Here is a 23,953-nt window from a genome sequence, read left to right on the forward strand (position 1 = left end):
GAGAATATGACTGATAAGCCGAAGACGGCCAAGCGCCCTCAGGGATTGGGCCGTGGTCTGTCCGCCCTGCTGGGCGACGTTTCGCGCGAAGAGCCGGTCGCCTCGGCCACGGCCCCGGCGAATGGCAAGGCGGTACAGAGCATTGAGGTGGCGTTGATCCACCCCCATCCAGAGCAGCCGCGCCGGCACTTTGACGACGGCGCCCTTCAGGAGCTTGCCGACAGCATAGCGAAGCGGGGCGTGATCCAGCCCATCATCGTGCGCCCACATGGCGGCGGGTTTCAGATCATCGCAGGCGAGCGCCGCTGGCGCGCCGCGCAACGGGCGCAGCTGCACCGTATTCCCGCCATCGTGCGCGACTTTGACGAGCAGGAGACGCTCGAAATCGCGCTCATCGAAAATATCCAGCGTGAAGACCTGAATCCGATTGAGGAGGCCGAGGCCTACCGCAAGCTGATCGCGGAGTTCCACCACAGCCAGGAAGCACTTGGCCGCATCGTGGGGAAGTCGCGCAGTCATGTTGCCAATCTCATGCGACTGCTCGACTTGCCCAAGCCGGTGCAGGAACAGGTCATGTTCAACCGCATCAGCATGGGCCATGCACGCGCGTTGATTGGCGCTCCAGACTGCGAGCGGCTTGCACAACAAGTTGAATCAAAAGGCTTATCTGTTCGGGACACGGAACAGTTGGTCCGGCGCGTGAAGACCGGCGACGATGCACCTGCGGCGCGCCGGCGTGCCGGAAGCTCGCTGGACAAAGATCCCGACATCGCCGCACTGGAACAGCATCTTGCCGACATATTGGGCCTGAAGGTCGAGATCGCGCATGATGGCGCATCCGCTGGTGGCAGCCTGTCTCTGCGCTATTCCAATCTGGACCAGCTCGACATGCTGTGTCAGCGCCTGTCTGGCGAGCGTATCTGACACAAGGCGGCCAGGGGTTAGGAGTCACGGATAAAAGCCGTCGCGCCACTGGCTTTTTCCGGCACCGTCCCTAGGTTGGAAAGCATGGCCGACATGCTCTCAACCACCACCGCCGCGCCCTCCGTCATCCGTCGCAGCGACTATCGCTCTCCGGACTGGCTCGTCCCTCATATCGATCTGGAATTTGACCTCGACCCCGCCCTGACGCGTGTCCGCGCGCAATTGTCGGTGACCCGTAATGGCGGTCACGACCATCCGCTCAGGCTGGACGGCGATGGCATCGTCCCTCTCGAAGTAATGGTCGACGGCCGGCCGGTCTCGCCCGACAGCTGGCATCTTGAAGCCGGCGCGCTGATCCTCACTCTCCCAGGCGACGCCCATCTGGTAGAAACGTTGGTCGAGCTGGTGCCTGAAAGCAACAGCAAGCTTATGGGGCTCTATGCCAGCGGTGGCCTGCTTTGCACCCAGTGCGAGGCCGAAGGGTTTCGCCGCATCACTTTCTTCCCAGACCGTCCGGATGTGCTGTCGCGCTATAGCGTGCGCATGACCGCCGACAAGGCGCGTTTCCCGATATTGCTGGCCAATGGCGACCCGATCGATAGGGGCGATCTGGACGACGGGCGGCATTGGGCCGTGTGGCACGATCCGTTTCCGAAGCCTTGTTATCTGTTCGCCCTGGTCGCGGGCGATCTTGCCTGCAATGCCGACCAGTTCGTCACCGCTAGCGGCCGCACGGTTCAACTCGGCATCTGGGTAAAGGAAAGCGACCTGCCGCGCACCGGCCACGCAATGACGGCGCTCAAGAACAGCATGGCCTGGGATGAACGCGTCTATGGCCGGGAATATGATCTCGACGTGTTCAACATCGTCGCAGTCGCAGACTTCAACTTCGGCGCGATGGAAAATAAGGGCCTCAACATCTTCAACTCGCGCTACATCCTGGCCGACCCCGAAACGGCTACCGACATTGATTATGACGGTGTCGAGGGGGTGGTTGCGCACGAATATTTCCACAATTGGTCGGGCAACCGCGTCACGTGCCGTGACTGGTTCCAGCTTTCTTTAAAGGAAGGCTTCACCGTTTTTCGCGACCAGAATTTCTCGGCCGACATGGGGTCTCATGCGGTGAAGCGGATAGAGGATGTGCGCGTGCTGCGCGCGGCGCAATTTCCGGAGGACAGTGGCCCGCTTGCCCATCCTGTCCGGCCGGAATCCTACATGGAGATCAGCAACTTCTACACGGCGACCATCTACAATAAGGGTGCGGAGCTTATCCGCATGATAGCGCTGATTGCTGGTCCGGAACGGTTTCGTGCAGGCGCCGATCTCTATTTCGATCGCCATGACGGGGAAGCGGCGACCTGCGAGGATTTCGTTCAGGCGATGGAGGATGGCGCAGGTCTGGATTTGGGCCAGTTCCGCCTCTGGTATGAGCAGGCCGGCACGCCTCGGGTGCAGGCGTCCCTCATCCACGACCCTGTCACCGAAAGCGTCGAACTGGTTCTGGAACAATCCTTGCCGCCGACACCGGGTCAGCCCGTCAAGCAACCGATGGCGATCCCCTTGCGCGTGGCGTTGTTCAATCCCGTCACGGCAACGCATCATGGCGACGAATTGCTGATCCTCACGGACGCGCGCGAAAGTTTCGCATTTTCCGGCTTTGCCACGCCGCCAATATTGTCGATCAATCGCGGCTTTTCGGCGCCGGTGATCATCCAGACGGACCGCAGCCAAGCCGATCTCGCTTTCCTGTCGGCGCATGATGATGACCCGTTCGCCCGCTACGAAGCGATGCAGCAGTTGATGGTCAACGTGCTCATCGCCCGCACCTCGGGCCGGCCGGCCGATGAGCAGGCCGTGGTAGATGCCATCCGCTACACGCTAACCGATACCGCGCTCGATCCGGCGTTCGTGGCAGAGGTGATCCGCCTGCCCAGCGAAGCCTATCTCGGCGACCAGATGACGCGCGTGGAGCCGGACGCCATTCACACCGCTCGGGAAGCGCTCCAGACACGCATCGGTGTCGATCTGGAGCATATGTGGCGCGACATCCACGCCGGAACGAAGGCCAATATATTCTCCACCTCGCCCGCCGCGAAAGGCGCGCGCAAGCTGCGCAACGCGGCGCTTCATTATCTCGCCGCCTCCGGCGCATCGGACGGACCGGCCATCGCCTTCGCGCAGTTCAGCGAGGCGGACAATATGACGGAGCGTCAGGCGGCGCTGGGGACGCTGGCCAACGGACACAGCGCGGAGCGGGACGCAGCGCTCGACATCTTCTATAATCGCTATTGCGATGACGCGCTGACGCTGGACAAATGGTTCCAGACGCAAGCCTTTTCGCTGCACCCCGACACGGCAGACCACGTCGCGGCCTTGGCCCTGCACAAGGATTTCACGCTCGCCAATCCCAATCGGGTACGTGCGCTGTTCGGCGCCTTCTCCGCCAATCAGTGGGCATTCCACCATAGATCGGGCAAGGGATACCGCATGGTCGCTGACTGCATCATCGCGCTCGACAAGCTCAATCCGCAAACCGCCGCTCGTCTCGTGCCGCCGCTCGGCCGGTGGAAGCGATTCGACGAGGGGCGCGCCTCGCTGATGCGCGCGGAGCTTCAGCGCATCTTGGCGGAGCCGGGCCTGTCAAAGGATGTAACTGAACAAGCAAGCAAAAGCTTGAACTGACGGCCAACCCAAGGCTCGCGGCCTAAGAGGGCCGGGGCAGGAAACGGTCTTCAGTCCTTCACCGCCGCTGCCCATGCAGCGACGTCGGCCGCAACCCTGTTCGCCGCAGCGTTCAGCGGCGCTCCGACCGTCGCCGCCTCGATCTTCCCGCCGACAGGCGCGCTGGCGGTGAAGCGCTGCCGCGCCAGCGCCTTGCCCGCCGGCGTGGTCAGGACGGCATCATAGGTGACGATCGCGCTGCTGCTCGGCTCGTCGATCTGGAAAGCGACCAGCTCGCCGGACAGGCGCTGTCCCCCGTCACCCGAAAACTGACCGCTGTCCAGCACGACCCGGTCCGTCGTCGCCGAAATCGTTTCCGCCAGCAGGCGGCGGAAAAGATGGCGCGGAGTGTCAGCCCATTGCACCTTGGTGACATAGGCGACCGATGTCGCGCCAAGCTGCACCGGCACGCGCACCGTGTCCAGCATGCGGGGCGCTTCGGGATCGGCGACGATCAGCGTGCGTCCGTCTCCGGCCACGCGCGACGCTCCGGCTGCGACCTTGTGCGCTGCATCCAGCGTCAGCAGCCGTTGCGGCGGCTTCCCGCCGATCGACACGCATCCTGACAACAGCAAGGCAGCAACAACGGCCCCCGACAGGCCCGACGCCTTCAAGCCCCGGTGTTTCGCATGGATCATGGTGCGCATCTCTCTCATCATGGCTTGTAATCCGGCAGCTTGGGCGATCCGACCAGCGAGCTGGCGCCCTGCTGGTCCAGCTTCTCCGCGACGCCGCGGAAGGAACGGGACATTTCGCGCAGATCGCGAACCAGCTGGTTGACTTCCGGCATGGTCTGGCTGCTGAAGCTGCGCACGCCGGGCTGCGCCTCGGCGATCGTCTTGTTGAGTGTATCGATGCTCTGCGACGCGGCCTGCACGCTCTTGCGCAGGTCCGCCATCAAGGGCCGCCCCTCATCGTTCAGCAACGTGTCGGTGGTCGCAGCCAGCTTGCCGATCTGTTCGACCGCAATGCCGGTCTTTTGCACCGTGACGCGCGCTTCCGCCAGAGTCGCGGCGATTTCCGGGCTGCGGTCCGCAAGTGCATCGGATACCCGCTCGACATTCGCCAGGATTCCGGCGATCGACTGCTGGTTCTTGTCGTTCAACAGCTCCGTCAGGCGCTCGGTCAGCGTGGACAGCCGCTCCAGCAGCTGTGGCGCGTTATTGAGCAGTTCGCCCAGCGCACCGGGCTTGGTGGGGATCACGGGCACGCCGTCGGGGCAGGCGGCCAACACATTTTCGGCCGGGCAAATGATCGGCGGCGCGCCCTTGACCGCGCCATCCAGCACGATTTCGCTCACGCCCGTAAAGCCGACGCCCGAAATGGTCGCGGTCGTGCCCTGCAGAACGGGCGTACCGTCCTTCACGGAAATCCGCACCTTCACGAAGCTGGGATCGCGCTTCCACAGTTCGATCTTCTCGACCTGTCCGGACGGCACGCCCGAATAGTTGACCGCCGACCCCTTCGCGAGGCCGTTCACGGACTGTTTGAAGAAGATGTCATATTCCTGGCTGTCGCCCTGCGACAGGCGGGAGAACCAGAAGGCTGCAGCCATGATGGCCGCCAGCAGCAGCAGCGTGACGGTGCCCACCAGTACATGGTTGGAACGGGTTTCCATATCCTATCGCCTTCCGTCCGGCGGGCCGTCCGCCGCCTTGTTCTTTTCCCGCGTGACTGCGGCCGTTGCGGCGCGGCCGCGCGGGCCGTTGAAATATTCCTGGATCCATGGATGATCGGTCGCCAGCAGTTCCTCGATGCTGCCGACGGCGATCACCTTGCGGTCGGCCAGCACCGCCACCCGATCGCAGATCGAATAGAGCGTATCGAGATCGTGGGTGATGAGGAAGACGGTGAGGCCCAGCGTCTGCTGCAACTGGCGCGTCTGCTCGTCGAACGCCGCCGCCCCGATCGGGTCCAGCCCGGCGGTCGGTTCGTCCAGGAAGAGGAGGTCGGGATCGAGCGCAAGCGCCCGGGCCAGGCCAGCGCGCTTCTTCATGCCCCCGGACAGTTCCGCCGGATATTTGGGGCCGGCTTCGGTCGGCAGGCCGGTCATGCGGATCTTGTAAGCGGCGATCTCGTCGCGCAACTGCGGGCCGATATTGGGGTAATATTCGCGGATCGGCACTTCGACATTTTCCGCCACGGTCAGCGTCGAAAACAATGCGCCGCCTTGGAACAGCACGCCCCAGCGCTTGCGGATCGCCAGCGCCTCGTCATCCAGCCGCCCGATCATCGATTCGCCGAACACGCAGATTTCGCCTTCATCGGGCGTCTGCAGGCCGATGATGGAGCGCATCAGCACCGACTTGCCGGTGCCCGATCCGCCCACCACGCCCAATATCTCACCCTTCCGGACATCTAGGTCCAGATTCTCGTGCACCAACTGGTCGGCGAAGCTGTTGCGCAGCCCCCGCACCTTGATGGCGATGTCGCTATGCTCGAACGCTTGCTCGACGCGCTGCTCCTCGGCTTCCTGGATGTCCTCCTCGCTCATCAATTCCACCCGAGCCAGGTGAAGAAGACAGCGAAGAAAGCGTCGATGACGATGACGAGGAAGATCGCCTGTACCACCGCAGCAGTGGTCCGCAGTCCGACCTCCTCGGCATTGGCCTTGACCTGCATCCCCTGGAAACAGCCAGCCAGGGCAATGATGATGCCGAAGACCGGGGCCTTTATCAGGCCGACCCACAGGTCAGTGATCGGCACCACCTCCCGCAAACGCTGCACGAAGGTGATGGGCGGGATTTCCAGCGCCACCGCGCACAAAAAGCCGCCGCCGATCACGGCGACGATGGACGAATAGAAACCGAGCAACGGCATCATCACGATGACGGCGAGCGTGCGCGGCAGCACCAGCGCTTCCATGGGAGAGACGCCGATCGTCCGCATCGCGTCGATCTCCTCCGTCAGCTTCATCGTCCCCAATTGCGCGGCAAAGGCGGAGCCGGACCGCCCCGCCACCATGATCGCGGTCATCAGCACGCCCAGTTCGCGGAAGGTGAGCCGGCCGACCAGGTTGATGGTCAGCATCTCCATGCCGAACTGACGCAGCTGCACCGACCCCTGTTGGGCGATGACGATGCCGATCAGGAAGCTCATCAGGCCGATGATGCCCAGCGCCGAAACGCCCACCACCTCGAACCGCTGCACCACGGCATTGACGCGAAAGCGATGCGGGTGGCGCAGGACGTTCCAACTCGCGACCAGCGTGCCGCCGAAAAATCCGACCAGCCCGACCAGCGTCGATCCCGCCGCCGTCACCGCCTCACCGATCTGGCCGACGACGCGGCGCATGGGATGGACATGGTCGGGCCGGATAGACACCGGCTCGTCCAGCTCGCCCACCGCGGCGATCAGCCGCGCGGCGTCGTCATTGGCGCCGGTGACTTCGCAGCCCAGGCGACGGGCGGTGCGATGCACCGTCCATGCGCCGATCGTATCCATATGATCGACCCCGCTCAGGTCGATTGCCTGCACCGGACCCTGCACCGCGTCCAGCCGGTTCGGCAGATCGCGCAGACAGGCAATGGCGAGCGCCCCGGACAGGCGGAGCACGCTGCCGCCATCGCGCGCGTCCTCGGCAAGATCAGCGGCTTTGTTCATGCGATGGATTTAGTGGTCCATTATCGGTTGCACGGCAAGCCGAAACGGCCCATCCGCAAGCCAGAACGAAGGGCATGGGCAAAAGTTTCGGATACGGCATGACGACGCATCGGCTGGCGATTTACGATATGGACCGCACGGTCACGTTCAGCGGCACCTATACGGGCTTCCTCCTCCATGTGGCGCGCCACATGGCACCTTGGCGGCTGCTGCTGTTCCCCTGCGTCATCCTGCTGATGCTGGCCTATGTGGTGAAGCTGATCACGCGCCAGCGGCTCAAGGAATTCAATCAGGCGCTGATGATCGGCTATCATGTGGAGCGGGCGAAGCTCATGCCGCATGTCGAAAGCTATGCCGACAAGGTGATCGCCACCAATCTGCGCCAGGGCGCGGTGGCGCAGATCGCGCGGGACCGGGCCGACGGCTACCGGCTGGTCCTCGCCACCGCCTCCTACCGCCTCTATGTCGAGCCGATCGCGCGGCGGCTCGGCTTCGATGCCGTGATCGCCACCGATCATCTGAGCCAGGATCTGCGCTACGTCCGCGCTAAGATCGCCGGGGAAAATTGCTACGACACCGGCAAGCTGCGGATGATCAAGGCGTGGATGACGGCCGAGGCGATCGACCGGGGGCAGGCCCATATCCGGGCCTATTCCGATCATGTGTCGGACGCGCCCATGCTCGAATTCGCCGACCTCGCCTTTGCTGCCAATCCGCACAAACCGTTGGCGAAGCTGGCGGCGGGGCGCGGCTGGACGCGGGTGGACTGGACCTAAAAAGCCACCAATCCGTCGATCGCCGCCCATCCGTCAGCGCCGATGCCGCGCAGCATGTGCCGGTGCGTAGCCTTCACGCCTCCTAGCGCCATTACCGGCTCGTCCATCCTGCCGGCCAGCATCGCAAATCGCACCCGCCCGAGCGCACGGCCACCCGGATGCGATCGCGTGGAAAAGAGCGGCGAAAGGAAACAGAGATCGACACCCCGTGCCGCGACCGCTTCCCGCACATCATGCACCGGCGCACTGCGCAGGAGCGGCCGGCTTGCGCGCCGCCGGTCGCGACCATGTACGCCATCGGCCCGCCACGCCGCTGCATGCTGCGCCGTCCCACCAAGCAGCAGAAGCAGCCGTCGCCGCGTCGCGATCCGCCCAAGCGCTTCGAACAAGGCGCGCCGCTGCTCGGCCGGCGTCGCATAATGGCGGAAAACAATCCCTGCCGCGCCCTTGGGCAGCCGTTCCGCCGCCGCGAGCAGGGCGACGTCCGATACCCGCTCATCCGTCATCAACCAAAGGGTAGGCGGCTTTTTGCGGTGGCGGGCGGACATGGCCATCGCCTATAGCAGCGCCGATGACGACCGACACCCCCATCGATGCCGCCGCCCAGCGCCTTGCCGTCGTCCGCGACGCCATGGATCGCGCCGCCCGCCTGACGGACCGCAGCGGCGACGACATCCGCCTCATCGCCGTGTCCAAGACGCACGACGCCACCGCCATCCGCCCGCTCATCGAAGCGGGCCAGCGGATCTTCGGTGAAAATCGCGTCCAGGAAAGCCAGGAAAAATGGCCGGAGCTGCGGGCACAATGGCCCGACGTGGAACTGCATCTGGTCGGCCAACTGCAATCGAACAAGGCGGCCGAGGCGGTGGCCCTGTTTGACGTCATCCACGGCCTCGACCGCCCGTCGTTGTTGAGCGCCTTGGCGAAGGCGATGGACGCAGTGGGCAAGCGTGTCCCCTGCTTCATTCAGGTCAATATCGGCGCGGAGGATCAGAAGGGCGGCTGCGCCATAGCCGACACGCCTGCGCTGATCGCCGCTGCCCGCGAGGCCGATATTCCGGTCCTCGGCCTCATGTGCGTACCGCCCGCCGATCTGGAGCCCGCCCCCTTCTTCGCGCTGCTCGCGAAAATGGCGCGGGAGGAGGGCCTCCCGCGCCTGTCGATGGGCATGTCTGGCGATTATGAAACGGCGATCATGCTGGGCGCGACCGACATCCGCGTCGGCACCGCGCTGTTCGGATCAAGACCCGCGCCCGCCCGCCCGATCCCGGGCAGCGGGCGCGGCATGATCAGAAACTCCCGCGCAACGTAATGCCGTAGGTGCGCGGTTCCGCCAGATAGGCGGAGATCAGCTGGTTCGCCATCGGCGCGCCCAGCGCGAACTGACCGGTTGTCGACGTCGCCGGGCTGCTCGACTGGAGCGGGCTGGAGAAGGCGACCTGCGTATAATCCTGGTTGAAGATATTCTGGCCCCAGAATTCCACCGCCCAGCGCTGGTTCGGGCCGCGAATGCCGACGCGCGCGTTCACCACGGCAAAGCCGTCCTGCCGCTTTTCGGGGAACAGGTCGGACCCGGTGTTGAAGTCGCTGGTCAATCGCCCGTCGACGTAGAAGAGCGCCGACAGGCCACTTGACCCCAGTTCCGGGGTCCAGGCGGCACTGGCCGTGGTCACGACCTTCGGTGCATTGGAATTGATCGATCCCGGCAGCAGGAACAGCGCCGGGTCAAGCGGCACGCGTCCGTCGCTGCTGCCGACCAGCCGGTCGGCGAACTTGGCCCTGGCATAGGTCATGCCGCCGGAAACCCGGAAGTTGCGCGCCGGGCTGGCTGTCAGTTCCAGTTCCACGCCCTGGCTGATCAGGCCCGGCGCAACGTCGCCTTCCGCGCAGGTCCGCGCGCCCGACAACGCGCCATCGCACCCGTTGATGTTCTGGACGACGAAGCTGGTGCCGTTGAAGGTGTTGAGCTGGAAATTCTTGAACTCCTGCCGGAACGCCGCGATGTTGGCGCTCCATTTGGGCTGGCTGTATTTCAGGCCCACCTCGAACGCGTTCACCTTCTCTGCCGCGAAGCGCAGGCTGACCGCATCCGCATTGGTGCGGGGGGCGAACACGGCGGGCACGGCATTGAGGCCGGTCGATCCCAGCTGGAAACGGTCGAGATTATAGCCGCCGGCCTTATAGCCCCTGGAATAGCTGCCATAAACCAGCAGTTCGTCCACCGGCTTCCAGGACAGCACTGCCGTGCCGCTGAATTCGCCGTCGCTGATCCGATCATTGAGGTCGAGCGCGTTGAGGCTGGTCGACGCATTGCCCAGGCACCCCAGCGTCAGGATGCCGCCGGCCAGCGCCGCCGCGCTGCCCAGCGCCGCGTTGCTGGCGATCGGCGCAAGCCCAGGCTGCAACGCCGCGCAGGCGGCATTGTTGTTGTTGAGATCGGCCGAGAAACGCTTGCGTTCCCGCGTGTAACGCAGGCCCAAAGTCAAATCGAGCTGTTTGGTGATGTGGACGATATTGTGCGTGAACAGCGCCCAATTCTTGCTGCGCTGATAATAGAGCGAGCCGGTATCGCCCGTTCCCGTCGGAATAGCCGCCAGCGCGCGCAACCCGTTGCCAAGCCCGGTCGAAATGGCCGCTGCCTGCCCGTTGGCGATGGCCGTCGCCTGCGGTGCGGGAACGCCCTGCGCGATCAGGCTCGCGCGGATCGCGGGAGCAAGACCGGCATTGAGCTGCGCCTGAGTCCCTGTAATCAGTGCCTGTGTGGCGAGCCCGCTGCCGCACGCCGCCAGCTGCTGTGCGGTGAAGTTGCTGGTCGCGCCGGCCCCCGCCATCAAGCGGCAGGCCGCGAACCGGCCATAATCCGCGCCGAAGCGGATATTGTCCTGCAACGTCAGCTTCTCGTCGGCATAATAGCCGCCCACCAGCCAGTCGAGCGCATCGCCTAACGCGCTGCCCTGCAACCGCAATTCTTGCGTGAAGGTCTTGAACCGCCGCTGCGTGTTGGGATCGCGATAGAGCAGGTCGGCGCGGTTATAGTCATAATCGCCATAGTCGCGCGAATGATAGTCGCGGTAGGCGGTGATGCTGGTCAGCTTGGCGTTGCCGAAGTCGTAATTGACTTCGCCCGAAACGCCCCAGTCCTTGAGCTTGCTCACATAGTCGCGACCCGGCGTGATGGTGAGTTCGCGATCATAGGGGTCGGCCGCAATCACGCTGCCCTGACCGGCCAGGATCGCGGCGATCCGGTTGAACGGGGCGGTGTTGTAGCCGCCGCCCGCTACCGGCGTCCGCTCGCGCGCCTCGACATAGGCCGCACCGCAGCAGCTTTCGTCGCGGTTGGTATAGTCGCCGATCAGCCGGATGGAGAGCGCGTCATTGGGTTCGATCAGCGCCTGTCCGCGCAGGAAATAACGGTCGCGGTCGTTGGTCTCGCCCACCTTGTTGCCAGCAGTGTCGACCAGTTTGTAGAAGCCGTCGCGCTTGCTCCACACGCCGTCCAGCGCCAGCGCGATGCTGTCGCTGATCGGCCCGGTCACGCGGCCCGACAGCCGCCAGTAATCATAATTGCCGTAAGTGACCTCGCCCTTGGCGCTGAAGGTCTTTTCCGGCGCCTTGCTGATGATGTTGATGAGGCCCGCCGAGGCATTGCGACCGAACAGCGTGCCTTGAGGCCCACGCAGCACCTCGACCCTTTCGATCTCGCCCAGTTCGTTGAGGCCGGCACCGGTGCGCGAGCGATAGACGCCGTCGATGAACACCGCGACGGAGCTTTCGAGACCCGGATTGTCGCCCACGGTGCCGATGCCGCGGATTCGGGCGGAGGCATTGGCTTCCGACCCTGTGGAAGACACCAGCAGCGAAGGAGCGAGTTGGTTCAGCGTACGGATGTCGCTCGCGCCGCTATTCTGCATCGCCTGGCTCGATACCGCCGACACGGCGATGGGAACGTCCGACAAGGGGCTGGCGCGGCGGGTGGCGGTGACGATGATCTGCGCTTCGCCTTGATCGGCGGCAGCATCCTGGGGCGCGCTTTGGGAAGAGGCGCTCTCCTGCGCCATCGCGGGCGCACCGGCGCTCAGCGCCACGGCCCCCACAGTCGTCAACCACAGACTCTTGTCGGTCATCATCATGTCCTCTCCTGGCCCGCGCGACTTTCTGCCACGTCGGGACTTAACGGAGTATGCTGATACAACAGCAGAAGCGCAAGAGACTGACGCATTTCCGTGCTTTTTCCGCATGTGCTGCGCATAATGCGACGACACCGTTGCAACTTTGCAACGACCACACCTCCCGTTTACGTAAGGGAAGTTTACGATAAGGGAAAGCGGAGCAGCCGGTCGGCGACCGGCACCAACGCAGCCGCACCCGGTCCCACCGCGCGGCGGATCTCCCCATGCCCCGCATCTAACCCTCCGGTAAGCGCACCCAGCGCCGGCAGGATCAGCTTGGTTGCCGATCCGACGAAGCAGCGGCGTGACACATGCCGCCCGCGCAGCGACAGGCGCAGCTTGGGATGGAAATGGCCGGAAATTTCGGGGCGGCTATCCTGCGCCTCCGCTTCATGACGCAGCCAGATGCCGGCCACCTCCGCCTCCGCCACGCGCCTGCCGCCGGGCATGGCCGCGACGCCCGCATCATGATTGCCAGTGATCCAGACCCAGTCCAGCCGGCCGGTCAGTGCCGCAAGCCGCGCGCGCGCGCTTGCCTCAAGCCGCGCAGCGCCTTCGGCATCATGGAAGCTGTCCCCCAGCGACCAGAGCCGCGTCGCGCCCGTCCGCGCCACCAGCGCCTCGATCAGGTCCAGCGTCGCCACGCTGTCATGCGGGGGCAGGAACTGGCCGAACCGGGCATACCAGCTCGCTTTCTCGAAATGCAGGTCAGCAACCAGCAAGGCGCGCTGGGCCGGCCAGTAGAGCGCCGCTTCGGGCAGCGCGAGAAAGTCCTGGCCAGCGAACGAAAGGGGAACCATGCCCCGCCTATGCGCTTCTCCGCCCCGCCTTTCAAGAGGGCGCTCGACCGCCTATAGGCGTCGCCATGCCCGCATTCACGATCGCCGCCCTCTACCGGTTCGCCCGTTTCCCGGATCCGCAGGTGATCGCCGCCGATCTGCGAACCCTGTGTGCCGACCTGGAAACATGCGGCACGCTGATCCTGGCGGGCGAGGGGATCAACGGCACCGTCGCCGGCAGTGCCGACGCCGTCACGACGCTCATCGGCCATATTCGCGCGCTGCCTGGCTGCGCCGACCTCGACGTCAAATATAGCTTTAGTGAAGACGCCCCCTTCGCCCGCATGAAGGTGAAGGTGAAGGCGGAGATCGTGACGCTGGGCGCTGGCGATCTCGATCCCGCGACGCAGGCCGGCGTCCACCTCGACCCCCAGGACTGGAACGCCCTTCTTGCCGATCCCGACACCGTCGTCATCGACACGCGCAACGCCTATGAGGTCGCCTGTGGCACGTTCAATGGCGCGATCGACCCGGAAACCCGATCCTTCCGCGATTTCCCAGCCTGGTTCGACGCCTTCGCAGCAGGCTTGCGCGAAGAAGGGCGGACGCCGAAAATCGCCATGTTCTGCACCGGGGGCATACGCTGCGAAAAATCCACCGCGCTGGTGAAGGCGCGGGGCTTCGAAGATGTCTATCATCTCAAGGGCGGCATCCTGCGCTACCTGGAGGAGGTGCCCGAAGCGGAAAGCCGCTGGCAGGGCCAATGCTATGTCTTCGACGAACGGGTGACGGTGGGACATGGCCTCAAGCCCGGCGACCACGTCACCTGCCGCGCCTGCGGCCTACCCCATCCGCGCAATACCGTGCATGACTGTCCGGGCGACGGGGTCTGGCCGCACCGGGCCTAATCGTCGCTCTCGACCAGTTCGGCTATCTCGAAGGCATAGTTTTTCCAGCCACGCATCCGCGCGCCGTCCGCCGCCGCGCCGCGCAGCTTGCGCGCTTCGGCCAGCGAGCGCGTATGGCCCCAGAAGACTTCGCTCTTTCCGTTTTCCAGCAAAGCGACGATGCGCCAATAATGGGTCAGCGGGTCCGCCGTCGGGCCGATCCGCTTCACATAGCCGTCAGGCATGATCGCGGTCAGGTAACGCTTGCGCCGCGCCACCTGTCTCTCACTCGCTGTAGCGGTGCAGACCCCCGCCATGGGCACGCAACCAGGCGCGGGCAGGGCGGGGATCGCTGCCCAGGATGCGCGCATGGGCGGCATGGAAGGCCGGGCTGTGATCCATGTGCAGCAGATGCGCCAGTTCGTGCGCAACCGTCGCCCGCCGCACGTCGGGCGGGGCGAGGATCAGCCGCCAGCTATACCGGATCGCCCCGGCCGATGTGCAACTGCCCCAGCGGCTGCGCGGATCGCCCACGCCAACCGAGAGGAGGGTCAGCCCATGCGCCCGCGCCAGTTCCCGGCTTTCCGCTTCCAACACCGCCTTCGCCCGGCTGCGCAGCCAGCGCATCACCCGCGCTCCCACCGACTCCGCCGCGCCGCCCAGCATCAGTCGGTCGCCCTCCAGCCGGATCGTGCGCATCGCCCCCTCCATCCAGCAGATGCGCACCTCGCGCCCCTCCAGCGGGAAGACCGCGCCATCCGTCAGGCGGGTCGCGGCCGGCTGCTTCGCCATCTGCGCGCGCACCCAGCCTTCATGATCCTGCGCCCAGCCCAATGCCTTTTTCAGGTTCGCGCGCACAGGCATCGACAGGCGCAATTCACCCCGCGCCCCGTCCAGCGTCAGCCGATAGGCGCGGGCGCGGGCCGATCGTCGCACCCGCACCGGCATCGCCACGCCGTCGATCAGGATGGTCGCCCCGGCGTCAAAGCTCGCGGTCGACAAGATGATTCTCCCAGTCGCCGGCATCCGCCTCCGCCACCGTCCAGCCGCGCACGGACTCGCCCGCGCGATGCACCGCTTCCCGGTCGCCGCTGATCAGATAATGCCATTGCGGCAGCGGCAAGCCCTCACCCCGCAAGCGATAGGCGCAGGTGCGCGGCAGCCAGCCGATCTGCTGCACCTTGGTCGGAGTCAGCCTGACGCAATCGGGCACGAAGTTGCGGCGAGCCTTGTAATTGCTGCACTGGCCGCTCTGCCGGTCGAGCAGGCGGCAGGCGACGTTGGTCGGATAGATGCGGCCCGTATCCTCATCCTCGGCCTTGTGCAGGCAGCATTTGCCGCATCCGTCGCACAGCGCTTCCCATTCCGCGCGGTCCAGTTGGTCCAGGGGTTTTTCCCAGAAAGGCGTCACTTGATCCATTTACCCAGGAAGGCCTGCACTTTGTCCGGCGCGCCTTCGTCCACGTCCGCGGTCGACGGATCGTCCACCGGCACCAGCGCCACCGGCTTGCCGTCGCCATCGAACAGATAGGGCGTGCGGCTGTGACTCACCAGATAGCCGCTCGCGCCCTCTGCTTTTTCGGGATTATAAATGACGACGAAGTCCTTGGCGACCTTCGCGATCTGTGCATCCGTGCCGGTCAGGCCGATGAGGCGCGGGTGGAAGGCCGCGACATAGGTTTTGAGCACCGCTGGCGTGTCGCGCTTGGGATCCACGCTGATCAGCATCGGCTGCACCTTGGCGGCGAGCGCCGGCTTCTCCTTCTCGAACCGGGCAAAGCCCTGCATGATGCGCTGCAAATCCACCGGGCACACATCGGGGCAATAGGTGTAACCGAAATAGACGATCCGGTACTGGCCCTTGAAATCCTCCCAGCGCGTCGGCTTGCCGTCCTGATTTGTCAGGGTGAAGGATGCGCCGATGCGCGCACCGGCGAGGTCGCCCTGCACGCTCTCGCTTGATGCATTGCCGCCCACGCCCATATTGCAAGCGGCCAGCAGGGCCAGCATCGGCAGGATGAGCAAGGGAAGGGCGGAAGCCTTGGCGTCTTTGTTCATGGCACGGCCAGCCATGCCCTGCTAGGGATGGATTTGCAAACGCAACGGGGCGCATGATGACGACGAAGACGATTTCGGCCTTTCTCGGTTTGGCGGCACTGGCCATGGCGGCCGCCACGCCGGCACGCGCGCAGTTTTCCGACAATTATAATTTTCTTAAGGCGGTGAAGGACAAGGACGGGCAAAAGGTCACCGACCTGATCCAGAAGCCCGGCTCGACGGTCATCAACAGCCGCGACGTCACCAGCGGGGAAAATGCCCTGCATATCGTCGTCGCGCGCCGCGACGCGACCTGGCTCGCCTTCCTGCTGGCGAAGGGCGCCAATCCCAACCTTACCGACAATGATGGCAACACACCGCTGATGGACGCGGTGCAGGGCCGGTTCGAAGAGGGCGTGCGTACGCTGCTCGCCAACCGCGCGCAGGTCGACAAGGTGAATGACAGCGGCGAAACCCCGCTCATCCGCGCCGTTCAGCTGCGCGACGTCGGCCTCGTCCGGCTGCTGGTGGCGCAGGGTGCCAATCCGGACAAGCGCGACACCATCGCCGGCATGTCCGCGAAGGACTATGCCAAGCGCGACAACCGCACGCCGGGCCTCGCCGAAGCGCTGGACGCGGCCAAGGCCGGAGCCAAGCCCACCGGCCCGGTGCAGGGCCCGGTTTTCTGACGATCGTCCGACCGCGCGCTACCAGCCCAGTTCCGCTGCATGATCGGGATCGCTGAGCGCCGTCAGCCGCCGCGCCGCACGGCGCGCGAAGCGCAGCGTCTCCGCCTTGCGCCGCGCCGCCGCCAGCGGTTCCACCGGGGCGGGGCGCACCAGCTCCGCGTCATACTGGTCCGCGACGATCAGGCCGGTGCGGTTCGGCCATAGCGCCTCGCTCTCAAAAAGGGTCAGATCGAACCCCGCGGGCACCGCCCAGAAAAACCGGTCGCAATAGTCGAAATAATCCGGCCATTTCATGTCGCCGACCAGGTCGGCCCGGCTGCATTTGATTTCCACGATGGTCAGCCGTCCGGCGGCGTCGATCGCCATGATGTCCGCGCGCCGGCCATTGGGCAGCGGCACTTCCAATATGCCGCTCATGTCGTGCCGGAAGAACAGGCGCAACGTGCCCCGCGCCACCGCCAGCGCGGTGCCGTCGGTCAGGGGCGAACATGTCTCGGTCGTGGCGGCATCCATGACCCGACCTTAGAACAATCGGGGAACAAATGAAAAGGCCGTTTCGGCATCCCGAAACGGCCTTGTTCAGACGCTGCTGCCTGACGGCAGGTTCAGCGATAGAAGATATGGTTGTCGATCGACGCCAGCTTGGTCTTGCCCCATGCCGGCGAAACGCGGCGAGCATGGAAATAGAGCGCGCCTTCCGCCAGGCTGTCCCACTCGTCCTGCGCCGCGATCTGCGCGATCGCAACGGCTTCACGCCAGCTGCGGCTCTCGGTGCGAATCGGGGGCATGCCACCGCCGCGCACGAAGCTGAACTGGCTCGGCTGGTAGACCACGCCGCACAGGCTGCTGGCGAAGCGGCCCGACTTGGCGCGGTTGATGATGACGCGCGCGACGGCCAGCTGGCCTTCCAGGCTCTCGCCCTTCGCTTCGAAATAGACCGCTCCCGCCAGGCACTTCATGTCGCCGTCAAGCTCCTCGGGCGCGCCTTGGGCGTCGACCAGAGCAGCGAGGCTGCGTGCCGGAACATTGGAGTCGGAAGAAAGAACGGCATCGCCCTTGGGGGCGGAGGCCAGCGGCTGCGCGACTTCGCGCGGCGCGGCGAAAATGACGGGCTTCTGCCCCGTCGCGGCTTCGATGGGAAGCGTGGTGGCCGATGCCAGCGTCTCGCTCGCAATCGACATGTCGGACGCCATGACCGCTGCGGATACGGACAAGGCAAAGGCTGCGGCGATCGCAGCTTTCAGGCGGAAACTCATCTGGGCTCAAAATAAGGCGGTTCTTGGCCGGGGCGTCGTCTTTTAACCCAAATCTTCTCTCGACGACCGGCCGCCCCCCGTCTGCGTGTTTACCGCGCCCGCCCCCCATGGGCGAAAGCGGCAACCTGCGCGTTGGCGTGGGCGGCCCTGTGCACGGACCATGACGATGAGTCAACGATCAGCAGATCGTTCCAGCGGCGAACCGTTCCGCATCCGGGATGTCGAGTTCTATTATCCACAGGTCGGGGTCCGACCTGCGGCGACGCGCCAGATATTGATCCAGCGCCTCCGGCCCCTCCTCCGCCGAGGGGCCACAACGCATCAACGCGCCACCGCCGTCAAGGTTCGACACGCGCTCGAACAAACCCTGAAACGCCCCTTTTTCAAGCGCCTGGACCAGGATGACGCCGCTGATGGCATCCCCCTTCGCCACCACCGTGGCAAAGCCGCCGCTGTCGGTCACGCGGCGGCGCAGTGCCCCCACCAGCATCTCGCTGGTGAGCCGCGGATCAGCCGGCATAGCCGGGCAGGGAGGAGAGGGGGAATTGCGATCGCATGAAGGTGCCCGTGCCGCGTCCCACTTCTTCCCCGTCCGAATCGATCAGGCTCGCTTCGGCGACATAGACGCGGCGCTTGCCGCTGATCCATCGCCCCTCGGCACGGATTCGCCCCGGCCCGATCGGCCGGGTGAAGAGCAGGTTGAAGGCGGTCGTCAGCAGGAAACGGTCGCTGACCAGGCTGTTGGCGGCGTAGAAGGCCGCATCGTCCAGCATCTTGAAATAGACGGTGCCATGCACAGCACCTGCGGCATGGAACTGGCTTTCGTCCACGTCGAAATCGATGATCGACCGCCCGGCGCCCGGAATAATAAGTTCGGAACGGAACAGACGATTGATCGGTGCGGATCGATAGAGCGATTCGAGCGCCCGGAAATGCGCCGCCTCGCCGCTCGGCCCGTCAGGCAGCGTCACGCGCGCCCGCGCCAGACAGCAGCGCATGGAGCGCGCCGGTCGACTTCGCGCCGCGTAACTGCGCGACGACAGTCTCATCGCGCAGATAGCGGGATACGCGCGCCAGCGTCTTCAGATGCTCGGCGCCGCTATCCTGCGGCGACAGCAGCGCGAATACGACGTCCACCGGCGCGTCGTCCACCGCGTCGAACGGCACTGCAGGGTCCAGCAGCACGACAACGCCGCACATCCGCTCCAGCCCCGGAATCTTGGCATGGGGAATGGCGACTCCGCCGCCGAATCCGGTCGATCCCAGCCGCTCGCGCTCGAACAGGGCGTCACCCACCTCGTCGGCATCCAGGCCATAGGCGCAATTGGCCAGCGCCGCGATCTTCTGGAACAGGGCCTTCTTGCCATTGGCGGCGAGGCCCGTAGCCAACGCTTCGGGGGAAACGATGTCGTTGAAATGAACCATGGTCAATCCGAACCGGCCGAGCCGCGCCTTGAATTTCCGCGCGCTCCTCGGACTATGAAAGCCCGGCCCCATAAGCCGCCTGCGGGGCAAGGTCAACTGGCGGGGGAGGGGGCGGACGATAGCGACCGTCCGCCAACCTTCCATTCATCGGGGGAGGGGTTCTACCCAGCCGCCACCCATACCTTCAGGCACGGGGTTCTACCCAGCCTATCGTCCCGTCATGGCGACGATAGACCATATTATAGGCGGACGTCCCCGCATTCAGGAACAGCAGCGCGTTGGTGTTGCGCAGGTCCAGCATCATGACTGCGTCGGACACGCTAGCTTCGGGAATGTCGACGCGCGTCTCCGCCACAATCAGCGGCGCGTCCGTCGCCTCCTCTTCCTCGCTGCCGCCAGCGAAGATGGTGTATCCGGCACCATCGATCTCATCCAGCGCGTATCCGTTGCTGCGCTGCGCTTCGGCCGCCGCCGCCTGCGCGCTGCGATCCTTCAACCGGCGCATATAGCGGCGCAGCTGCTTTTCGATCCGGTCTGCCGCCTGGTCGAAGGACGGGTGCGCCTCCTGCGCCTCGCCCGCGCCCTTCAGGATCAGGCCGGTCATCACATGGCACACGATGTCGCAATGGAAAGCGCCATGGGGCGCGGTGCGGAACGTCACCTGGGCGGAAAGCGCGCGGGAGAAATATTTCTCGGCCATGGCCTGCAAACGGTCGGTGACGTGGCTCTTGAGCGCGTCGCCCGTTTCGACCTGATGTCCGGAAACACGAATATCCATATGCCTTCTCCTTGTTCTTGCCGCGCCGCCGGGAAGGCGGTGCGGTTCATTCGGGAGGCATAGGCCATTGGGTAAGGGTCTATGCCTCCTGCAACCAGAGCGGCTCCTTCAGCGTCGCGACGAACGCTGCATGCCGCTCCAGCTCCTCCGCGCTGGCCGCAAAGACCCGCGCAGGACGTACAGGGCGAACCGTGGCGCCAGCCGTCAGTTCCACCCTGACAGTTTCTTTTATCTCCTCTTGTGCCAGACCCAGGCCGATCTGCCGGCCGCCGGTCAGTTCGATGTAAAGCTGCGCCAGCAATTCCGCGTCCAGCAGCGCCCCATGCTTGACGCGATGGCTGCGGTCGATGCCATAACGGGTGCAGAGCGCGTCCAGGCTGTGCTTCGCGCCTGGATGCAACTGGCGCGCGATCGCGACCGTGTCGATCATCCGGTTCATCGATACTTCCGGATGACCGCACAGCTTCAATTCATGGTTCAGGAAGCCGAAGTCGAACCGCGCATTGTGCGCGACCAGCGGGCTGTCCTCCAGAAATTCCAGCAGCTCCAGCGCGCCGCGCCCGAAGACCGGATGCTTGGCGAGGAAATCGGCAGAAAGCCCATGCACGGCGAAGGCGGCGGCGGGCATGTCGCGCTCGGGATGATAATAAGCGTGGAAGGTCCGACCGGTCGGCACCCGGTTGATCAGCTCTATGCACCCGATCTCGACCAGCCGGTCCCCCGATGCCGGATCGAATCCTGTCGTTTCGGTATCGAAAATGACTTCGCGCATGGCCTCTTCAACGACTCTTGCCAGCCTATCTTATCGGCCTGTCTTCGCGCCAAGGCAAGCGACCAGACGCCGCACCTGCGCGCGCGTGTCGGCGAAAGTGGTGCCGGTGTGAATAATATGGTCCGCCCGTCGCCGCTTTTCCGCGTCGGGCGTCTGCAACCGCATGATCTGGCGGAATTTGGCCGGCGTCATGCCCGGCCGCGCGAGCACCCGGCGGCGCTGCTTCCATGCGGGCGCGGTCACCACGATCACCCCGGCCAGCTTTTTGTGCCCGCGCGTCTCGAACAGCAGGGGGATATCGAGGATAACGAACGCGCGGCTGCGGTGGCGGCGCAGAAAGGCGCGCCGGCTGGCCTGCACCGCCGGATGAACGATGGCTTCCAGCGCGCGCCGTTCATGCGGATGGCCGAACACCGCCGCACCCAGTTTCGCGCGGTCGACCCCCTGCGCCCCTGTCGTACCGGGAAAGCGCGCCTCGATCGCCGGCAGCAGCGCGCCGCCAGGCCCTTGCAGGCGATGCACCTCGGCATCCGCGTCGAACAACGGCACGCCCTCGCGCCGGAACATCGCCGCCACCGCCGACTTGCCCATGCCGATAGATCCGGTGAGGCCGTAGACCTTCATTCCCCCGCCGACAGCAGCAGCGCGCGCAACTCCGCGTCCAGCTCGCGCGGGGCCTGCGCGTCGAAGAAGATGTCGAAGGCCAATGCCGCCTGCCCGATCAGCATCTCCAGGCCATCGAGCGTCTTGAGTCCGCGTGCCCGCGCCGCCTTTAAGAGTGCGGTTTCCAGCGGCGCGTAGACGATGTCATAGACCGTCGCGCTATCCGGCAGCTGGGAAAGATCCAGCTCCAGCACCGGCTGCCCGACCATGCCGAGCGACGTCGAATTGACCAGCAGGTCGGCGGGCGGCAGGGGATCGGTCAGCGCGAGGACGCGGCCCTTCACCCCGGCGCGATCGAGCAGCGCCTGCCCTTTCGCCCGGTCACGCGCCATGATTATGATCTCCGGCACGCCCAGGCTGATCAGCGCAAACAGGATCGCCCGCGCCGCGCCGCCCGTACCGATCAGCACCGCGCTTTGGCCCTTCCACTTGTCGCGCAGCAACGGCTGCAGGAACCCGCCCGCGTCCGTGTTGGTGCCGATCAACGGACCGCCGGTTTCGCTGGCGATCGTGTTGATCGCGCCGATCCGCTCCCGCACACCGCCGGGATCGTCGACATAGTCCATCACCGCGATCTTGTGCGGAATGGTGATGTTGCACCCCAGCCAGTCCGGGTCGGCCCGTCGCCTCAGGAAATAGGCGGACAGGCCCTCCGCCGTCACATGCGTCTTGCGATATTCCGCCTCGATATCGAGCGCATTCAGCCAGAAATTGTGGATCAGCGGCGATTTGCTGTGCGCGATCGGATCGCCGATCACTTCGGCATAGGGGAGCTGGTCGGTCATGCCGCCAGAACGCCCCGCACGCGCAGAAAGTCAAGCAGGGGCAGCAGGGGGAGTCCCTGAATCGCGAACTGGCTGCCCTCGATCCGGCTGAACAGTTGAGCGCCCGGCCCCTCGATCCGGTAACAGCCCACGCACCAGCGCAGCTGCTCCCAGTCCGCGTCCAGATAGGCGTCGATGAAGCCGTCGGACAATGGCCGCACCGTCATCGGCACCCGCTCGACATGCCGCCAGATCGCCTCGCCGTTCAAAGCTATCACCGCCGCGCTGTGAAGATGATGCACCCGGCCGGACAGCAGGCGAAGGATGCGCCGCGCATCCTCCCTGTCCACGGCCTTGTCGATCATCTCGCCGCGCTCTTCGCCGTCACCGATCGACAGCGTCTGGTCGCACCCCAGCACCAGAGCGCCGGGCGCGCGCCGTGACACGCGCAGCGCCTTCAGCTCCGCCAGCGCGTCCGCCAAAGCCCGCGCGTCGAGCCCGTCCGCCCGCAGCGCTTCCTTCGCCGCCTCCTCGTCCACCTGTGGAGACAGCGCCTCGAACGGCACCTGCGCCGCGCTCAGCATGGCCCGCCGGCTTGCGCTCTGCGACGCCAGCACGATCATGCCCCGGCCTCCGCCTGGCCGTCCGCGCCTTCCGCCAGTTCGCGGTCGTTGAACAGGTTGATGATCGCGGCGGCGGCCTCCTCGATCGACCGGCGGGTCATGTCGATCACCGGCCAGCCATTGTCGGCGAACATGCGCCGCGCAAAGGCCAGTTCCGCCTGCACCTTGTCATTGTCGACATAGGCGGTTTCGGGCGCCTGGTTGAGCGACAGCAGCCGGTTGCGCCGGATCTGGATCAACCGTTCCGGACTGACGGTCAGGCCCACGACCATCGGATGCTTCAGCGAGAACAGGCTGCGCGGCGGCGGTGATTCCGGCACCAGCGGAATGTTCGCGGTCTTGTATCCCCGGTTGGCGAGGTAGATGGAGGTCGGCGTCTTGGACGCGCGCGACACGCCGGCTAGGACGATGTCGGCTTCCTCCCAATTTTCATGGCCCACGCCATCGTCATGGGCGATGGTGAACTGAATCGCCTCGATCCGCGCAAAATAGGCCTCGTCCAATATATGCTTGCGCCCGGGACGCGTGCGCGTCTCCTGCCCCAATATGTTGGACAGCGCGTCTGCCACGCTGTCGAGCGCCGCGACATGGGGCAGGCCCAGCGCGCGGCATCGCGTCTCCAACCGCCTGCGCAGCGGATGGTTGGTGAGGGTGAAGAGGACGAGACCGGGGTTCGCCGCGATCTCTTCCATGATCCGGTCGAGGTGGACATCGGACCGCACCATCGGCCAGAAATGGCGGACCGCTTCGACATTTTCGAACAGCCCGATCGCTGCCTTGGCGATATTCTCCAGCGTCTCGCCGGTGGAGTCGGACAGCAGGTGCAGGTGGATGCGCGCCATAGCGCATCTCTGTGGGCAGGTTGTGGATAAAGCAAGGGATGAAATCGGGGATGAAATGCCGCCTTCATCCCGTCCCTGCAGCCCGGACTCTTATCCACAAGGCCCCCACAGGCCCGATTTTTCATCCACATGCTGTGGATAATGGGGATGATCGGACTGACTCGGACGGCAAAGCATAGGGCTGGGGAGTCAAGCTGTTGGCAAAACCGGGCACAGCGCATAAACCCCGCTGCCAACGGAGC

Annotated in this window: 28 protein-coding genes; 6 read left to right on the plus strand and 22 right to left on the minus strand. The window is 65.1% G+C overall.

The window, feature by feature from the left end:
• Window positions 1-6: 6 nt before the first annotated feature.
• Entirely contained in the window at window positions 7-924 is a 918-nt protein-coding gene (locus ACFQ24_RS14430; protein ID WP_380912630.1) for a ParB/RepB/Spo0J family partition protein, read from the plus strand.
• 84 nt (window positions 925-1,008) lie between these two features.
• The gene (gene pepN / locus ACFQ24_RS14435) at window positions 1,009-3,609 is read left to right on the plus strand and encodes an aminopeptidase N (protein ID WP_380912389.1); all 2,601 of its coding nucleotides are present in this window, start codon (window positions 1,009-1,011) and stop codon (window positions 3,607-3,609) included.
• Window positions 3,610-3,659: 50 nt separating this feature from the next.
• Here pepN and ACFQ24_RS14440 read toward each other — a convergent pair whose 3' ends face one another.
• The 4 genes from ACFQ24_RS14440 to ACFQ24_RS14455 are packed head-to-tail and all read right to left on the minus strand — an operon-like array spanning window position 3,660 to window position 7,251.
• Window positions 3,660-4,286, minus strand: a complete 627-nt coding sequence (locus ACFQ24_RS14440) for an ABC-type transport auxiliary lipoprotein family protein (RefSeq protein ID WP_380912391.1) — start codon at window positions 4,284-4,286, stop codon at window positions 3,660-3,662.
• A 17-nt stretch (window positions 4,287-4,303) separates the two neighbouring features.
• Window positions 4,304-5,266: an MlaD family protein gene (locus ACFQ24_RS14445; protein ID WP_380912393.1), complete on the minus strand. Its 963-nt coding sequence runs from the start codon at window positions 5,264-5,266 to the stop codon at window positions 4,304-4,306.
• Window positions 5,267-5,269: 3 nt separating this feature from the next.
• On the minus strand, window positions 5,270-6,142 hold the full coding sequence (locus tag ACFQ24_RS14450; RefSeq protein WP_380912395.1) for an ABC transporter ATP-binding protein: 873 nt from the start codon (window positions 6,140-6,142) through the stop codon (window positions 5,270-5,272).
• On the minus strand, window positions 6,142-7,251 hold the full coding sequence (locus ACFQ24_RS14455) for an ABC transporter permease (RefSeq protein ID WP_380912397.1): 1,110 nt from the start codon (window positions 7,249-7,251) through the stop codon (window positions 6,142-6,144). The genes ACFQ24_RS14450 and ACFQ24_RS14455 overlap by 1 nt, the downstream gene beginning before the upstream one ends.
• Before the next feature lie 128 nt (window positions 7,252-7,379).
• Here ACFQ24_RS14455 and ACFQ24_RS14460 point away from each other — a divergent pair, with 128 nt between their 5' ends.
• Window positions 7,380-8,027 (plus strand): HAD family hydrolase, encoded by a 648-nt coding sequence (locus ACFQ24_RS14460; protein WP_380912632.1) that lies wholly within the window; start codon window positions 7,380-7,382, stop codon window positions 8,025-8,027.
• Here ACFQ24_RS14460 and ACFQ24_RS14465 read toward each other — a convergent pair.
• Complete coding sequence (locus tag ACFQ24_RS14465) at window positions 8,024-8,575, minus strand: thiamine phosphate synthase (protein ID WP_380912399.1); 552 nt, start codon at window positions 8,573-8,575, stop codon at window positions 8,024-8,026. The two genes, ACFQ24_RS14460 and ACFQ24_RS14465, sit on opposite strands and share 4 nt — an antisense overlap.
• 23 nt (window positions 8,576-8,598) lie before the next feature.
• Here ACFQ24_RS14465 and ACFQ24_RS14470 point away from each other — a divergent pair, with 23 nt between their 5' ends.
• A complete protein-coding gene (locus ACFQ24_RS14470; protein WP_380912401.1) occupies window positions 8,599-9,339 on the plus strand; it encodes a YggS family pyridoxal phosphate-dependent enzyme in 741 nt (246 codons plus the stop codon).
• On the opposite strand, the gene ACFQ24_RS14475 is transcribed toward ACFQ24_RS14470, so the two are convergent.
• Together ACFQ24_RS14475 and pdeM are read right to left on the minus strand one after the other, a co-directional pair.
• Entirely contained in the window at window positions 9,317-12,151 is a 2,835-nt protein-coding gene (locus tag ACFQ24_RS14475; protein ID WP_380912403.1) for a TonB-dependent receptor, read from the minus strand. The genes ACFQ24_RS14470 and ACFQ24_RS14475 overlap by 23 nt on opposite strands.
• Window positions 12,152-12,336: 185 nt before the next feature.
• On the minus strand, window positions 12,337-12,996 hold the full coding sequence (gene pdeM, locus ACFQ24_RS14480; protein ID WP_380912405.1) for a ligase-associated DNA damage response endonuclease PdeM: 660 nt from the start codon (window positions 12,994-12,996) through the stop codon (window positions 12,337-12,339).
• 65 nt (window positions 12,997-13,061) lie between these two features.
• Between pdeM and trhO the strand changes: the two genes are divergently transcribed.
• On the plus strand, window positions 13,062-13,883 hold the full coding sequence (trhO, locus tag ACFQ24_RS14485; protein WP_380912407.1) for an oxygen-dependent tRNA uridine(34) hydroxylase TrhO: 822 nt from the start codon (window positions 13,062-13,064) through the stop codon (window positions 13,881-13,883).
• Here trhO and ACFQ24_RS14490 read toward each other — a convergent pair.
• The 4 genes from ACFQ24_RS14490 to ACFQ24_RS14505 are packed head-to-tail and all read right to left on the minus strand — an operon-like array spanning window position 13,880 to window position 15,935.
• Complete coding sequence (locus ACFQ24_RS14490; RefSeq protein ID WP_380912409.1) at window positions 13,880-14,140, minus strand: hypothetical protein; 261 nt, start codon at window positions 14,138-14,140, stop codon at window positions 13,880-13,882. The genes trhO and ACFQ24_RS14490 overlap by 4 nt on opposite strands.
• A 7-nt stretch (window positions 14,141-14,147) precedes the next feature.
• A complete protein-coding gene (locus ACFQ24_RS14495) occupies window positions 14,148-14,888 on the minus strand; it encodes a M48 family metallopeptidase (RefSeq protein WP_380912411.1) in 741 nt (246 codons plus the stop codon).
• Complete coding sequence (locus ACFQ24_RS14500) at window positions 14,845-15,282, minus strand: YcgN family cysteine cluster protein (protein ID WP_380912413.1); 438 nt, start codon at window positions 15,280-15,282, stop codon at window positions 14,845-14,847. Before ACFQ24_RS14500 ends, ACFQ24_RS14495 begins: the two co-directional genes overlap by 44 nt.
• Window positions 15,270-15,935, minus strand: coding sequence for an SCO family protein (locus tag ACFQ24_RS14505; protein ID WP_380912415.1), 666 nt, complete (start codon window positions 15,933-15,935; stop codon window positions 15,270-15,272). Before ACFQ24_RS14505 ends, ACFQ24_RS14500 begins: the two co-directional genes overlap by 13 nt.
• 41 nt (window positions 15,936-15,976) lie before the next feature.
• Here ACFQ24_RS14505 and ACFQ24_RS14510 point away from each other — a divergent pair, with 41 nt between their 5' ends.
• Window positions 15,977-16,588: an ankyrin repeat domain-containing protein gene (locus ACFQ24_RS14510; protein WP_380912417.1), complete on the plus strand. Its 612-nt coding sequence runs from the start codon at window positions 15,977-15,979 to the stop codon at window positions 16,586-16,588.
• A gap of 18 nt (window positions 16,589-16,606) precedes the next feature.
• On the opposite strand, the gene ACFQ24_RS14515 is transcribed toward ACFQ24_RS14510, so the two are convergent.
• The 11 genes from ACFQ24_RS14515 to ACFQ24_RS14565 form a co-directional block, all read right to left on the minus strand.
• On the minus strand, window positions 16,607-17,101 hold the full coding sequence (locus ACFQ24_RS14515) for an MmcB family DNA repair protein (RefSeq protein WP_380912419.1): 495 nt from the start codon (window positions 17,099-17,101) through the stop codon (window positions 16,607-16,609).
• A gap of 92 nt (window positions 17,102-17,193) precedes the next feature.
• Window positions 17,194-17,844 carry a cell wall hydrolase gene (locus ACFQ24_RS14520; protein ID WP_380912421.1) on the minus strand — a complete coding sequence of 217 codons (651 nt, stop codon included), beginning with the start codon at window positions 17,842-17,844 and terminating at the stop codon, window positions 17,194-17,196.
• 178 nt (window positions 17,845-18,022) lie between these two features.
• The gene (locus ACFQ24_RS14525) at window positions 18,023-18,364 is read right to left on the minus strand and encodes a DUF1491 family protein (RefSeq protein ID WP_380912423.1); all 342 of its coding nucleotides are present in this window, start codon (window positions 18,362-18,364) and stop codon (window positions 18,023-18,025) included.
• Entirely contained in the window at window positions 18,354-18,842 is a 489-nt protein-coding gene (locus ACFQ24_RS14530) for a PaaI family thioesterase (RefSeq protein WP_380912424.1), read from the minus strand. The genes ACFQ24_RS14525 and ACFQ24_RS14530 overlap by 11 nt, the downstream gene beginning before the upstream one ends.
• Window positions 18,802-19,269 (minus strand): PTS sugar transporter subunit IIA, encoded by a 468-nt coding sequence (locus ACFQ24_RS14535; RefSeq protein WP_380912426.1) that lies wholly within the window; start codon window positions 19,267-19,269, stop codon window positions 18,802-18,804. The genes ACFQ24_RS14530 and ACFQ24_RS14535 overlap by 41 nt, the downstream gene beginning before the upstream one ends.
• Before the next feature lie 184 nt (window positions 19,270-19,453).
• Window positions 19,454-20,047: a ribosome hibernation-promoting factor, HPF/YfiA family gene (gene hpf, locus ACFQ24_RS14540; protein ID WP_380912428.1), complete on the minus strand. Its 594-nt coding sequence runs from the start codon at window positions 20,045-20,047 to the stop codon at window positions 19,454-19,456.
• Window positions 20,048-20,126: 79 nt separating this feature from the next.
• Complete coding sequence (gene dnaQ, locus ACFQ24_RS14545; protein ID WP_380912430.1) at window positions 20,127-20,819, minus strand: DNA polymerase III subunit epsilon; 693 nt, start codon at window positions 20,817-20,819, stop codon at window positions 20,127-20,129.
• A 30-nt stretch (window positions 20,820-20,849) separates the two neighbouring features.
• Window positions 20,850-21,443: a dephospho-CoA kinase gene (gene coaE, locus ACFQ24_RS14550; RefSeq protein ID WP_380912432.1), complete on the minus strand. Its 594-nt coding sequence runs from the start codon at window positions 21,441-21,443 to the stop codon at window positions 20,850-20,852.
• Complete coding sequence (gene aroE, locus ACFQ24_RS14555) at window positions 21,440-22,267, minus strand: shikimate dehydrogenase (RefSeq protein WP_380912433.1); 828 nt, start codon at window positions 22,265-22,267, stop codon at window positions 21,440-21,442. Before aroE ends, coaE begins: the two co-directional genes overlap by 4 nt.
• A complete protein-coding gene (locus ACFQ24_RS14560) occupies window positions 22,264-22,869 on the minus strand; it encodes a Maf family protein (protein WP_380912435.1) in 606 nt (201 codons plus the stop codon). Before ACFQ24_RS14560 ends, aroE begins: the two co-directional genes overlap by 4 nt.
• Window positions 22,866-23,711, minus strand: coding sequence for a pyruvate, water dikinase regulatory protein (locus tag ACFQ24_RS14565; protein WP_380912437.1), 846 nt, complete (start codon window positions 23,709-23,711; stop codon window positions 22,866-22,868). Before ACFQ24_RS14565 ends, ACFQ24_RS14560 begins: the two co-directional genes overlap by 4 nt.
• Between the last annotated feature and the right edge of the window lie 242 nt (window positions 23,712-23,953).

Origin of the sequence: Sphingobium olei, from assembly GCF_042678845.1 — a bacterium.
GTDB classification, from domain to species: Bacteria; Pseudomonadota; Alphaproteobacteria; order Sphingomonadales; family Sphingomonadaceae; genus Sphingobium; species Sphingobium olei.

Coding starts and splice junctions, on each gene's coding strand:
- ACFQ24_RS14445 (WP_380912393.1), bottom strand. CDS start 5,266: ATGGAAACCCGTTCCAACCATGTACTGGTGGGCACCGTCACGCTGCTG.
- ACFQ24_RS14525 (WP_380912423.1), bottom strand. CDS start 18,364: ATGCCGGCTGATCCGCGGCTCACCAGCGAGATGCTGGTGGGGGCACTG.
- trhO (WP_380912407.1), top strand. CDS start 13,062: ATGCCCGCATTCACGATCGCCGCCCTCTACCGGTTCGCCCGTTTCCCG.
- ACFQ24_RS14430 (WP_380912630.1), top strand. CDS start 7: ATGACTGATAAGCCGAAGACGGCCAAGCGCCCTCAGGGATTGGGCCGT.
- ACFQ24_RS14565 (WP_380912437.1), bottom strand. CDS start 23,711: ATGGCGCGCATCCACCTGCACCTGCTGTCCGACTCCACCGGCGAGACG.
- ACFQ24_RS14505 (WP_380912415.1), bottom strand. CDS start 15,935: ATGGCTGGCCGTGCCATGAACAAAGACGCCAAGGCTTCCGCCCTTCCC.
- ACFQ24_RS14560 (WP_380912435.1), bottom strand. CDS start 22,869: ATGATCGTGCTGGCGTCGCAGAGCGCAAGCCGGCGGGCCATGCTGAGC.
- aroE (WP_380912433.1), bottom strand. CDS start 22,267: ATGACCGACCAGCTCCCCTATGCCGAAGTGATCGGCGATCCGATCGCG.
- pepN (WP_380912389.1), top strand. CDS start 1,009: ATGGCCGACATGCTCTCAACCACCACCGCCGCGCCCTCCGTCATCCGT.
- ACFQ24_RS14495 (WP_380912411.1), bottom strand. CDS start 14,888: ATGCCGGCGACTGGGAGAATCATCTTGTCGACCGCGAGCTTTGACGCC.
- pdeM (WP_380912405.1), bottom strand. CDS start 12,996: ATGGTTCCCCTTTCGTTCGCTGGCCAGGACTTTCTCGCGCTGCCCGAA.
- ACFQ24_RS14465 (WP_380912399.1), bottom strand. CDS start 8,575: ATGTCCGCCCGCCACCGCAAAAAGCCGCCTACCCTTTGGTTGATGACG.
- ACFQ24_RS14535 (WP_380912426.1), bottom strand. CDS start 19,269: ATGGTTCATTTCAACGACATCGTTTCCCCCGAAGCGTTGGCTACGGGC.
- ACFQ24_RS14515 (WP_380912419.1), bottom strand. CDS start 17,101: ATGGATGCCGCCACGACCGAGACATGTTCGCCCCTGACCGACGGCACC.
- coaE (WP_380912432.1), bottom strand. CDS start 21,443: ATGAAGGTCTACGGCCTCACCGGATCTATCGGCATGGGCAAGTCGGCG.
- ACFQ24_RS14510 (WP_380912417.1), top strand. CDS start 15,977: ATGACGACGAAGACGATTTCGGCCTTTCTCGGTTTGGCGGCACTGGCC.
- ACFQ24_RS14440 (WP_380912391.1), bottom strand. CDS start 4,286: ATGATCCATGCGAAACACCGGGGCTTGAAGGCGTCGGGCCTGTCGGGG.
- ACFQ24_RS14530 (WP_380912424.1), bottom strand. CDS start 18,842: ATGCGCTGCTGTCTGGCGCGGGCGCGCGTGACGCTGCCTGACGGGCCG.
- ACFQ24_RS14460 (WP_380912632.1), top strand. CDS start 7,380: ATGGACCGCACGGTCACGTTCAGCGGCACCTATACGGGCTTCCTCCTC.
- ACFQ24_RS14520 (WP_380912421.1), bottom strand. CDS start 17,844: ATGAGTTTCCGCCTGAAAGCTGCGATCGCCGCAGCCTTTGCCTTGTCC.
- ACFQ24_RS14470 (WP_380912401.1), top strand. CDS start 8,599: ATGACGACCGACACCCCCATCGATGCCGCCGCCCAGCGCCTTGCCGTC.
- ACFQ24_RS14475 (WP_380912403.1), bottom strand. CDS start 12,151: ATGACCGACAAGAGTCTGTGGTTGACGACTGTGGGGGCCGTGGCGCTG.
- dnaQ (WP_380912430.1), bottom strand. CDS start 20,819: ATGCGCGAAGTCATTTTCGATACCGAAACGACAGGATTCGATCCGGCA.
- ACFQ24_RS14500 (WP_380912413.1), bottom strand. CDS start 15,282: ATGGATCAAGTGACGCCTTTCTGGGAAAAACCCCTGGACCAACTGGAC.
- ACFQ24_RS14455 (WP_380912397.1), bottom strand. CDS start 7,251: ATGAACAAAGCCGCTGATCTTGCCGAGGACGCGCGCGATGGCGGCAGC.
- hpf (WP_380912428.1), bottom strand. CDS start 20,047: ATGGATATTCGTGTTTCCGGACATCAGGTCGAAACGGGCGACGCGCTC.
- ACFQ24_RS14450 (WP_380912395.1), bottom strand. CDS start 6,142: ATGAGCGAGGAGGACATCCAGGAAGCCGAGGAGCAGCGCGTCGAGCAA.